Raw genomic sequence first — 12316 nt, 5'->3', positions numbered from 1 at the left:
AATTATCTCTGTACACGACAAAAATAGATAACTCATTGAAATAATGTCACAATAATTGTTTTCTAACGACGAATACTATGACACATCTCAATGAGTTATATCTTATCTTAAACAAATCTCTAAAATGGAACAAGTCACATTTAAAGTGCTTTGCGCTCATCATGCTTGTGATCATTTTAAAGCAAACATGTAATCTTTCTTCTGCATCTAAAGCCTTGCCCATCAAGTGCTTACCACAATCATTTTATCGACGTATGCAGCGCTTCTTTGCAGGTCAGTATTTTGATTATCGTCAAATTTCTCAGTTGATTTTCAATATGTTTTCATTCGACAAAGTGCAACTGACTTTAGATAGAACCAATTGGAAATGGGGAAAACGAAATATTAATATCCTGATGCTCGCAATCGTTTATCGTGGAATAGCGATACCTATCCTTTGGACATTGCTTAATAAACGTGGAAATTCAGATACGAAAGAGCGTATTGCTTTGATTCAACGCTTTATAGCCATTTTTGGTAAAGACCGTATTGTGAATGTGTTCGCAGACAGAGAGTTTATCGGTGAGCAGTGGTTTACATGGTTAATTGAACAAGACATCAACTTCTGCATTCGTGTTAAAAAAACTTCATTGTCACCAATCATTTAGGAAAGAATCATAAAATTAGTGATTTATTTCGCCATCTTAAAGTTGGTCAAATTGAATGTCGTAAACGACGGATTTTGGTTGGTCGGGTGAAACTATATATAAGTGCACTACAGTTAGAAAATGGAGAGCTTTTACTCGTCGTTTCTCCTCAGTTTAATGCCAATGCTATTCAGGATTATGCATTACGCTGGGAAATTGAAACCTTATTCAGTTGTCTCAAAGGACGCGGGTTTAATCTTGAAAATACGCGCTTGACAGACCCTAGACGAGTGAAAAAATTGATTGCGGTGTTAGCTATAAGCTTCTGTTGGTGTTACTTAACGGGTGAATGGCAACATAATCAAAAAAAAGCGATAAAAATAAAGAAGCATGGACGACTCTCAATGAGTTTATTTCGCTATGGTTTAGACTATGTTCAAATGGCGATTCAGCGTTTAATTGGTTTTGGGAAAAAAGAAGAGTTTAAGGAAATTTTGGCAATTTTAAGAAAGCAGAATCCTGATAGGATAAGGGTTCTGTGAAATTTGTCGTGTACAGAGAAAAATTATAAAAGTAAAAGCTATAGACAAATGTTTTAAATCAACTTAATTTTATAAAAATATTCACAATTTCGTATGCTTGAGTAAGTGGTTAATATATGACCAAAGTCGCATTGTTTGGACTTTGAAAGAGTCATCATACTGCAAAGGCATGCAAATAAGATCCAGTAAAATAATAGCCACAGTCTCGAGATGGGATGCACAAGATCAAGGAAGTTGCTTATGAATGAGATCTATCCAGTACCAGAGGAATTTAAAAAAACAGCTCGTACAGTTGAAGCAGACTACTTTAAACGTTATCAACACTCTATCGAGAACCCAGATGAATTCTGGGCAGAGCAAGCTAAAATTGTCGATTGGATAAAACCATTTACCCAAGTTAAAAATACGAGTTTTGATAAAGACAATTTCAAAATTGAATGGTTTGCTGATGGTGAGTTGAATGTGTCAGCAAACTGCCTAGACAGGCATCTTAAAGAACACCCTCATAAACCAGCCATTATTTGGGAAGGTGATCATCCTTCACGCCATAAAATCGTTTCTTATAAAGAATTACACGACGAAGTCTGCCGCTTTGCTAACGTTTTGAAGAAATATGGCATTGGTAAAGGTGACCGTGTTGTGTTGTATATGCCGATGGTGACTGAGGCTGCAATTGCCATGTTGGCTTGTACTCGTATTGGTGCGGTTCATTGTGTGGTGTTTGGTGGGTTCTCGCCAGACTCGTTGGCAAGCCGTATTGAAGATAGCCAAGCTAAACTGGTGATTACAGCAGACTCAAGTCTACGTGCAGGCAAGTTGTTGCCACTCAAAGAAAATGTTGATTTAGCTCTAGAGTTACCGGGCACAGAGTGCGTTGAAAATGTAGTTGTGGTTTACCGTAATGCCAACCCGATTGAAATGAAGCCGGGGCGTGATTTGTGGTATCACCTTATTATTATGGAGGTTGATGCAAATTGTCCTCCAGAGCCGATGAAGGCAGAGGATCCATTATTTATTCTTTACACTTCTGGTTCGACAGGCAAACCAAAAGGCGTTTTGCATACCACAGGCGGTTATCTGGTTTATGTGGCAAGTACCTTTAAAGAGGTCTTCGATTTAAAACAAGATGATGTGTACTGGTGTACGGCTGATGTCGGCTGGATTACAGGACATAGTTATTTGCTCTATGGACCACTGGCAAATGGCACCACGACTTTAATGTTTGAGGGTGTTCCTCAATACCCAACATGGGCACGTCTTGGTCATGTGGTCGATAAACATAAAGTCTCGATTTTATATACAGCGCCAACTGCGATTCGCGCCATGATGCGTGAAGGTGATTCGTTTGTACGTGAAAGTAACCGTAGCAGTTTACGTTTACTCGGTTCGGTTGGTGAGCCTATTAACCCTGAAGCTTGGAACTGGTACTACAATGTTGTTGGTGAAGGCCGCTGCCCGATTGTTGATACATGGTGGCAAACTGAGACAGGTGGTATTTTAATTGCACCGTTACCAGGCGCAACAGCTTTAAAACCGGGTTCTGCAACACGTCCGTTATTTGGTATTCAACCTGCCATTGTCGATGGGGAGGGCAATGAGCTAGAAGGTGCGGTTGAAGGTAATCTGGTGATTAAAGATTCATGGCCAGGCCAGATGCGTACCATTTGGGGTGATCCGGACCGCTTTATTGAGGCTTATTTCTCGACCTTTAAAAATACCTACTTCACAGGTGATGGTGCTCGTCGTGATGAAGACGGCTATTACTGGATCACAGGCCGTGTGGATGATGTTTTAAACGTTTCTGGACACCGTCTAGGCACTGCTGAAATTGAAAGTGCTCTTGTGTCGCATGAAGCTGTGGCAGAAGCTGCCGTCGTGGGAATGCCACATGACATTAAAGGACAAGGTATTTGTACTTTCGTGACCTTGCAAGCAGGCGTTCCAGAGTCGGAAGAACTGCGAAAAGAGTTAATTAGCTGGGTACGTAAAGTACTCGGACCAGTGGCTTCACCTGACGCACTACACTGGGCACCAGCGTTACCTAAAACGCGTTCAGGTAAAATCATGCGTCGTATTTTAGGAAAAATCGCGGCTAATGAGCTGGATAGTTTAGGTGATACATCTACTTTGGCTGAACCAGCAGTGGTAGATCAGCTCATTGCAACGGTTTATCCCGATAGACAAAAATAACATTTCAATAAAAAAGCTCCAATCGGGGCTTTTTTATTGAGTTTTATTTAAGATTTCGCCAGAAAATCGGTGGTATTTTGTACAGTTGCAAACGTACTAAGCGCAGTCAAAAAAGCAGTTTGTACGTCTTCAGCCTTTACAGTTTTTCCGTTATGGCTTAAATCACGAGTGGCAGTTGCATCTGCAATCAAGATGGGTTGATAGCCAAGTTCTTTGGCTGCACGTGTACCTGAATCAATACACATATGCGTCATCATGCCTGTAATTATGAGTTGCTCAATTTGATGTGCTTTTAAAAGTTTGTCTAAATTGGTTTCTAAAAAACTATTTGGATAATGTTTTATCACAATTAATGCATCATCGTGAGCGCTCAGTTCAGGGTGAAGTAAAACACCATCTGTATTTTCTTGGAAGAAGCTGGCTTGTGGTGGATTAATATGTTGTACATAAATGATTGGTAAGTTTTTCTCGTTAAAATATTGTTCGAGCTGTTTTATTTTTTCAAGCGCTTGATCTGGTCCCACTAATTCCATTTTGCCATTTTTAAAATAATCATTTTGTACATCGATAACTAATAGTGCTTGTTTCATGAGATTACTCTTGTTGATATGAGATAAAACAAGATTATTCTCTGCTTGAAAAATCGGCTATAGTCAGATGAAAGCATTACCGCCCGTTTTCTTTCGCCATGAAAAATGAATATTGAATTAGACCCGATTGATCTAAAAATTATTGCATTGCTTAAACAGGATTCTCGATTAACCAATAAAGAAATTGGACAGCGAGTTCACCGGACAGGGCAGGCGGTGGGTGCTCGTATTGCTCAGTTGATGGATGCTGGTGTTATCAAAAACTACACCATTGCCGTTCAATATTCGCATAAACAATTTATTCATTTGCATTTAAATGAACAACGCGCATTTGAAGAAATTGAAAATTTAGTGAAGCAATACGAACAAATCGATGAATGTTTTAAAGTCATGGGCAATGCTTGTTATATGATCATAAGCCATTTCGAACCCTCAGCATTAAATGAATTTATTGAAAAACTTTCAAAGTGGTGCCGTTATTCGGTTGAAACTGTGATTCGAGAAGTTGAGAAATCTTAAAAAAAAATAAAGCTCCAAGCCGAGTCTTGGAGCCAATAAGTCTTTATTTTTAATTTATTGTTTTTATTGTCTTGCGCTGTTTTGGCTGGAGTTTTTTAGGCTGATTTCGCTGGAATATCTACCTCCTTTTGTTGTTGAAGTTCTAATTCACGAACGAGGGGCAGAACTTTTTCTCCAAAATATTCTACCTCTTCAATGAAATGTAAGAAGCCAGAAAGAATTAAATCAACACCTACATCTTTAAGCGCCACAATACGCTCTGCAATTTGTTCTGGCGTACCAATCAAATTGGTTTTAAATCCATCGTTATATTGCACTAAATCTTCAAAACTTGATTTTGCCCAGTTACCTTGTTGCTCTGGAGAAGCTGCGCCTGCTTCACGTGTTGCATCACCAAATGCATTTACCGCTTCAGTATTGGCTTTATCAATAATTTCTTGAAGTACCGCTTTTGCTTCTTCTTCGGTATCTCTGGCAATAATGAACGCATTCACCCCAATTTTGACATGGTGATTATTGGCTTTTGCTTTAGTACGAATGTCTTCGACTTGTTTTTGAATTTCCTCTACCGTATTCCCGTTGGTGAAATACCAATCAGAAACACGTGAAGCCATGTCGCGTGCAGCACGTGAGCTGCCGCCTTGAAACACTTCAATATGAGGCTTTTGCAAAGGTTTCGGTTTAAGCGTGTAGTTTTGAAATTGGTAGTATTTACCATCGAAACTATAGTTATCGGTGGTCCAGATTCCTTTTAATGTGCGAATAAATTCTTCAGAGCGGACATAACGTTGGTCATGCTCTGGCCACTCTTCACCAATCGCATCAAACTCACCTCTAAACCAGCCACTTACCACATTAATGGCAATACGACCTTCGGTGAGATAATCGATTGTGGCAAGTTGTTTAGCAGCGAGTGCCGGTTTCCAGGGGCCGGGCAGAATAGCCGCAATCACCTTAAGTTTTTCAGTTTTTGCCAGTAATGCATGACTGAAACTCACGGATTCATGCTGGTTTTCTGCCCCATAGCCCGCCGTAAAACGAATTTGGGTGAGCGCATATTCAAAACCATTGTTTTCGGCAGCTTGTGCAAGTCGGACATTGTAGTCGTAACTCCAGTCTGTACGCTGTTCAATGTTACTTACAACAAGGCCACCGCTCACATTTGGTACCCAATAAGCAAATTTAATCGGTTGTTGTAATTGCGTCATGGTGCGTTCTCCCCATTCGTTATTTTTATTTAGACATATTGCACTTAGGCAACATGCGTTAATGATTTGCCAGACTTGTGATGCAAGCGAGACTCTGCCGCATCAAGATCTGGTACAGCCGCTGAAGGCAAAACTTCTTCTTGCTCAATTTGCTTGTTAATACCAAGTTCTTGATTTGCTTGCTGAGTCTTAGATTTGACTACTTCAGCACGTTTACCTTTCGCTGGCGCCCATTCTAAAATTGGCAATGCACGTGCCACGGCTAACGTAATACGATCTGATAATTGCTCACTTTTCACCGTATATTCAGGAGTAAAGTCGCGATCGGTCGCATATACGCCAATTGGTAAAGTTTGTGCTTGGAAGAAGCTGAACAATGGACGAAGTTGATGTTCAAGTACAAGAGCATGGCGATCGCTACCGCCCGATGCTGCTAAAAGTACAGGTACATCGACTAATGCAGTTTGTTCAACAAAATCGAAGAAATGTTTGAAAAGACCCGTAAAAGATGCACGGTAAACTGGTGTACCTACAATTAAAGCATCAGCTGCTTCAACCGCTGCAAGGTCGTCTTGCACGCGCTGTGGAAGTTGATTGCGATAAAATGCACCGCCTAATAAAGGCCCAATTTCGCTTAATTTAATAAAATGAACTTTAATGTCGGTTGCTTCGGATAACTCATCAAGAATGGCTTGAACCAGACTTTCCGTTTTAGATGGGGTATTTAAGCCACCAGAAACAGCAACAATATTCAAAGGTTTTGGTGATGTGATACCAGTCATAATTTGGTTCCTAAGCCTAAAACAAGAGATTGGACTTATTAATCAACAATGACGGCGAACTGTAAAATAACGAAATTGGTCAACCTTATCAGTTTTAAATATAAAAGATAAATAGTGGATTTTTATACTTTATTTTTATAGTAAGTTGCTGTTTTTATTTTATATAATTATTGATGATATATTTTTTATAATAAAAAGGAAGCTTATATAAAAAACAGATTAATTTTGATTAAATGTTAAAAAACATCTGAAAATTTTAGCTAAGTTCTGCATTTATCAACATTTTGCATAAAAATGGATAAGATGAACGTATCTTTCATCTAAATAGTAGGGTTACAATAGGCCATACTTATGCTCAAGATTACTTTAATCGCTTATGAATATTTTAATCGTTGATGATCATCCTTTGTTTCGTCATGCTTTAATTCAAGCAGTACGTTATAGCCTGCCACAGGCACAAATTCATGAAACAGCTTCGGTTGATGAGTTTTATGAGCGTTTGGAAAATGGGGCAGAACCTGATCTAGTATTACTCGATTTAAATTTACCGGGTGCTTCAGGCTTTTCGGCTCTAGTCTATGTACGAGCACAGTATCCAGCTATTCCAATAATTGTAGTTTCTGCACATGAAGAAACTTCAATCATCCAGCGTGCGATTGCACATGGCGCGATGGGTTATATTCCTAAATCTGCTCATCCCAGTCATATTGGCGAAGCGATTCGTCAAGTTTTAGAAGGTGATATCTGGTTACCACCTAACTTGCCATCTAATCTTAATCTTGACCCGAGAGCAGCAGATGAAACTGCGTTAGCTGAACGTATACAATCTTTAACACCTCAGCAATTCCGTGTTTTGATGATGGTTGCAGAAGGTTTGTTAAATAAACAGATCGCATACGAACTCGATGTTTCGGAAGCAACGATTAAAGCGCATGTGACAGCGATCTTTAGAAAATTAGGTGTGCAAAACCGTACACAAGCCGTATTGGCCATTAGTGCACTCAATATTGAAGATAAGAAAATCTAAAAAGAAAAAAAAGACCTCGATTGAGGTCTTTTTTATGGGTGCCACTTAAGCAAGGCAATCTTGCTTTGGCGTTAGGCTGTCGCAGTACAATGGGTTAAGGGCACATTGCAAATCATCAATTTGTTCTTGAGTCACATAACCTTTCTTTTTTAAATATTCAGCCACGCGGTCGTCACGTAAGCTTAAGAAGGCTGCATCATAAACACCTAAATCGACGAACAGAGCAGCTGTTTCTAGGCTGTTAAAGCGATCAAGGAAAATATCATTGCCATACATTAAGAAGATATGGTCGAGTTTTGCTTTTTCATCGACATGTAGACGTTCAGCCAATTGATCTGGATGAGTCTTAATAAAGAGTAAGTCAGAGAGTTCATCAAACTGAGTCATATCTAACTGATTTTCGCCAAGTTTGACGTGACCAAGCCAAGCTTTGAAAACCAGTACAGCTCCACCGCGAAGTAACATGCTCCAAATTTGATGACGTGTGTCATGATCTAGGTTTTCACTTTCAGCTGTAAGGACTTGTAAGAAGCTCTCTTCTTGTTGCGCCAATTTATCAAATAGGCCTAAACCTTGAGGATGATAAGCAGCAGGTGCGAATACATCAAAATTTAGATCATGAAACACATTAAGTGCGAGTGGGACTGCACTTTGATAAATCGTATTTAATGCTTTGATATGGGCTTCATTCAGTTTGCTGTTGGGAAAAATACTTTGCCAATCGAGTTCAGGAAGTAAAGCATTGGCACTGTATTGACGATAAAATTGTTGAGAAGAAAGTTGACCTTGGGGGCTGTTATCAGAAATATTCATGGCAGTTATCCTTTGCATTAATTCGTGAGCAGGTGGTGCTTAATATAGAAATGGGTTAAAAAATGGTTATACATTTATCAAATGCGTTTGGAATAGTTATGTGTCATCAAGAATGCAAGTAGAATACGACTAAAGTCGTATATGACGCTTTTTGTTTAATAATAATATTAAAAAACAAGTATTTATTAAATTGTAACTAAGTATACAAGTGTTCACTTACAAAAAAGGTGGGCTTTGCCATAGAAAAAGGGCTGTTGGAAAGTTTAGCCAATTATTCAATCAACAAAAGTAGACTTTTTGAGCAGTTCTGCCTATTGGCTTAAATTAAACCTATAACTTTTGCCAGAAATCTCTCCCAAACCTATAAGAAGGCTTAGGAGAGAAAATATTTAATCTGCTACGCTGGCAATTTTAAGTCCCGACAGCCACGCTCTTAGAGAGGCCGGTTTAAGGGGTTTTTTGAGTAAAACAATATTCAATTCTTTCAATTGCTGAGGTAACTCTGGATGAGAGTCCGCTGTAATTAAAGCAACAGGAACGTCATGCTGTCGATTTTGCAAAATAAAATCGACACCCAGTTGGTTATTATTTAAATGCTGATCGATAAGCCAAACCTGAATATTCTCTTTTTGAATAATCTCCAGTGCTTGTTCAGGTTCAGTGGCTTTAAAGACCTGATATCCCCATCGACCAAGTAAACTACTCATACCCTCTAAAATAGTTTCATCGTTATCTAAACACAAAATCCGGTAGGCCTTAGTTTTTAACGGCACTGTTTGCACGGTTGGAGTAATTACTTTTGGCGCTTCTACGACTGGGACTTCAATCATAAAGCATGAGCCTTTCTCAAGCTGTGAGTAGACATGAACAGGATAATTCAATAAACCTGTCATACGCTGCACAATCGCGAGGCCTAAACCTAGACCTTGCTCACCCCAAGGTGATAAATGCCCACAGCGTTCGAACTCTTGAAACAGTTTAATACGTTGCTCTTCGGCAATTCCAGGGCCAGTGTCCCAGACTCCGATTCGAATATGACCAGATTTTTGCGCCGAGCGTAAAACGCCCACAACCACTCGGCCTTTGGCTGTATAACGCAGAGCATTACTGACAAAGTTCTGAATAATACGTCGAATCCACTGTGGATCGGTGTCAATCCAGAACGATACATCGTGAACTTTGAGTGAAATATTTCGCTGTGCGGCAATCGATTTAAACTGTAGTTCAAGATCGTTTAATAAATCGTGTAATGGATAAGGCTGTCTTTTTGGCTGTATGGTACCGCCTTCTAAACGAGCAATATCGAGTAGGGCAGAGAGCATGCTTTCTGCACCATACAGAGCACGGTCAAGTTGTTGCAAAGTTTGACGGTCTTCTTCTGTGGCAATGCTTTGTTCAAGAACCGTACTAAAGAGACGAGCCGCATGCATCGGTTGTAATAAGTCATGACTTGCCGCAGCAATAAATCGGCTTTTCGACATATTCGCCATATCGGCTTGTTCACGTGCAAGTTGTTGTTCTGATAAAGCATCAGCAAGCTGTTGGGTACGGTTTTTTACCCGGGCTTCAAGTATTGCCTCATTTGCACGGAAAGCAGTAATGTCGGCAAATGTCGTCACAAAGCCTCCGCCTGAAATAGGATTACCACGCATTTGAATAACGCGTCCGTCTTTACGGATTCGTTCAAATTCATGCGCGCTTCCGACTTTCATCCAGTGCAAGCGTTTACGAACATGTTCTTCGACTGAACCGGGACCGCATTCGCCGCGTTCAGCGTTATAACGAATCAGGTCGGCAATTGGACAACCTACATAGACTAAGTCTTTTGGGTAACCAAACAGTTTTAAATATTGGTTATTCCAGGCCACCAAACACATATTTTTATCAACTACACTCACCCCTTGGGTCATGTGGTCAATCATGGTCATGAGCAGGTTTTGGTTGAAACGTTGCCATTGTGAGGCTTGGTCTAAAATATTCGCGACTTGGCCTAATGCGAGACCATTATTGATCATTGCGGTAGTCAGCAACGTACGAGCAGAGGCAGCACCGATAATGCCAGCTAGATATTGCTCGGTAAAACGCCACCACATACCATTCGCGATGCTATTTGGGTTGAGCGTGAGATGATTTTGCTCACAAAAATTTTCAAATGCTTGAGTTGTTGGTTGTTCACCCGTAATTCGTTTAGCAAGAGCGAATAGATCTCCTACTTTTAAACGTGCAGCATCGTGAGGTAAATAGGTTAAATCGGTAGACGTATGCGGTGATGGCAAGGGCTTGGTTTCATAATAGAAAAAGCTTTCAGCCTGAATTTGCTCGGCCACGCTTGGTCGATAAATTTTTGAAATCCAGATATATAAAACAATATTTAAACCGAGTGACCAAATAACGCCGTGGGTTAAAGGTGCAAATGATTCAAAACCAAAAAGCGACTCTGGACGTAAGGCATTAATTCCAAAGGGACCAAAAAGTAAAATACTTTGGGCTGTTTCCTGATAAAACTCTGGCAAGCTACGTAAAATTGTTGGAAATAATAAGGTATAACTCCACATTAAAAATCCAACGATAAGACCCGCATAGACCCCTTGGCGGCTTCCGCCACGCCAATATAAGCCTCCAATGAGCGCAGGTGCAAACTGGGCAACAGCACTAAAAGCTAAGAGGCCGAATACTGAAAGCTGGTTAATATCATTAAAGAAATGGAAGAATAAAAAACCAAGGAGCATGACCGCGACAATACTAATACGGCGGCTAAATTTAAGAACTTTAGGTAAATGTTTATCGTGACGTGACAACAACTTAAAACGCCAGAGTGCGGGCATAATCAAGTCGTTACTGAGCATAATAGACAAGGCAACAGATGAAACCAGCAACATGCCTGTTGATGCAGAGAACCCACCTAAAAAGGCCAGTAAAGCCAACCACTCTTGGTTATAACTCAGGGGTAATGAGAGTACCGCAACATCGGGTACAGTCAGAAACTTTGGTGCTGCGTGCAAAGCCCAGCTTGCAATTGGGATAATAGCTAAAATTGTTAAAATGAGATAAGCCGCAAACCATTTGCGCGCGCCACGAATATGCTTTTCATCACGTAGTTCGACAACTGCGACATGAAATTGGCGTGGTAAACAGATAATTGCCAAACCTGCCAATAAGGTCTGAATCCAGAAGGTTTCAGGTACTCCAAATAATTGAACTTCCTGAAAAGTTTGGTTCACATCGGCTGTGACTTGTACAAGGTTCGCTGGTGTTTCAAAAATAAAAAATAAAGCAACGCAAATCAGCGCGAATAATTTTACAAAAGATTCAAATGCGACGGCTAACATGAGGCCGCCATGTTGCTCGGTATTGGCAATTTGCCTTGTACCAAAGATCATTGCCAAAATAGCCAGTACGCTGGTTAAAAGTAAAACACTATTGGTGGTTGTATGGATATGAGCATTCTGTTCCATAATGACAGACGTGCTTAAAGCAATTGCACGTAACTGGAGAGCCAGATAGGGAATAATTGCGATTACGGCCAAAATAGTGACCAGCGAAGCCAAGACGCCACTTTTTCCATAACGTGCCGCAACAAAATCGGCAATTGATGAGATGGCGTGGTGCTGACGTACCCGGCCTAAACGCCGCCAAATGTCATAACCAAACCAGACAAATAAGAGGGGGCCTAAGTAAATAGGCAAGAAAATGACGCCTTCCCGAACAGCGGCTCCGGTTGCGCCATAAAATGTCCATGATGAACAGTAAACGCCTAGCGTTAAGCTGAACAAGAACATGCGGCCACGTGTACTCAGACGGCTGGCATGCTTTTCACCAAAAAAAGCACAAATAAATAAGAGTGCTATATAAAGGGTGAGTACCCCAATAATCAGCCAGCTGTTCATATGACTCACATGATTAAAACCTTGTGCCTATCATACCCCAAGCAGAAACAAAGCTATAAATTGATTAAAATTTAACGACCAAAGTCTAAGTTACGAATTACACGTAATTTTGCTAACTTGAATACTGAGAAA

General features: G+C 40.2%; 9 protein-coding genes. 4 read left to right on the top strand and 5 right to left on the bottom strand.

What is annotated here, in order from left to right; translation table 11 throughout:
- Positions 1-77: 77 nt before the first annotated feature.
- Positions 78-1168, top strand: a protein-coding gene (locus tag ACINWC141_RS19705; protein WP_100222414.1) for an IS4-like element ISAba1 family transposase whose coding sequence is annotated in 2 segments (ribosomal slippage) — positions 78-618 and positions 618-1168 — 1092 coding nt in all. Because the reading frame shifts where the segments join, the coding sequence is not laid out codon by codon here.
- A 240-nt stretch (positions 1169-1408) separates the two neighbouring features.
- A complete protein-coding gene (gene acs / locus ACINWC141_RS12945) occupies positions 1409-3358 on the top strand; it encodes an acetate--CoA ligase (RefSeq protein WP_009391858.1) in 1950 nt (649 codons plus the stop codon).
- 47 nt (positions 3359-3405) lie between these two features.
- Here the strand turns inward: acs and ACINWC141_RS12940 are convergent, their stop codons facing one another.
- On the bottom strand, positions 3406-3948 hold the full coding sequence (locus ACINWC141_RS12940) for a cysteine hydrolase family protein (RefSeq protein ID WP_009391848.1): 543 nt from the start codon (positions 3946-3948) through the stop codon (positions 3406-3408).
- Positions 3949-4053: 105 nt separating this feature from the next.
- Here ACINWC141_RS12940 and ACINWC141_RS12935 point away from each other — a divergent pair, with 105 nt between their 5' ends.
- On the top strand, positions 4054-4467 hold the full coding sequence (locus ACINWC141_RS12935) for an Lrp/AsnC family transcriptional regulator (RefSeq protein WP_009391859.1): 414 nt from the start codon (positions 4054-4056) through the stop codon (positions 4465-4467).
- Positions 4468-4562: 95 nt separating this feature from the next.
- On the opposite strand, the gene sfnG is transcribed toward ACINWC141_RS12935, so the two are convergent.
- Positions 4563-5675 (bottom strand): dimethylsulfone monooxygenase SfnG, encoded by a 1113-nt coding sequence (gene sfnG / locus ACINWC141_RS12930; RefSeq protein ID WP_009391846.1) that lies wholly within the window; start codon positions 5673-5675, stop codon positions 4563-4565.
- A gap of 44 nt (positions 5676-5719) precedes the next feature.
- A complete protein-coding gene (msuE, locus tag ACINWC141_RS12925; RefSeq protein WP_009391851.1) occupies positions 5720-6457 on the bottom strand; it encodes an FMN reductase in 738 nt (245 codons plus the stop codon).
- Between the two features lie 376 nt (positions 6458-6833).
- Between msuE and ACINWC141_RS12920 the strand changes: the two genes are divergently transcribed.
- Complete coding sequence (locus ACINWC141_RS12920; RefSeq protein ID WP_009391841.1) at positions 6834-7484, top strand: response regulator; 651 nt, start codon at positions 6834-6836, stop codon at positions 7482-7484.
- Between the two features lie 45 nt (positions 7485-7529).
- Here ACINWC141_RS12920 and ACINWC141_RS12915 read toward each other — a convergent pair whose 3' ends face one another.
- On the bottom strand, positions 7530-8297 hold the full coding sequence (locus tag ACINWC141_RS12915) for a hypothetical protein (protein WP_009391853.1): 768 nt from the start codon (positions 8295-8297) through the stop codon (positions 7530-7532).
- Positions 8298-8686: 389 nt separating this feature from the next.
- Positions 8687-12184, bottom strand: a complete 3498-nt coding sequence (locus ACINWC141_RS12910) for a hybrid sensor histidine kinase/response regulator (RefSeq protein ID WP_009391863.1) — start codon at positions 12182-12184, stop codon at positions 8687-8689.
- Positions 12185-12316: the final 132 nt, after the last annotated feature.

The sequence above is a fragment of the Acinetobacter sp. WC-141 genome (genome assembly GCF_000313935.1).
Taxonomy (GTDB): domain Bacteria; phylum Pseudomonadota; class Gammaproteobacteria; order Pseudomonadales; family Moraxellaceae; genus Acinetobacter.
Note: the sequence above shows the minus strand (reverse complement) of the source record. Positions and strands in the feature narration are given on the sequence as shown.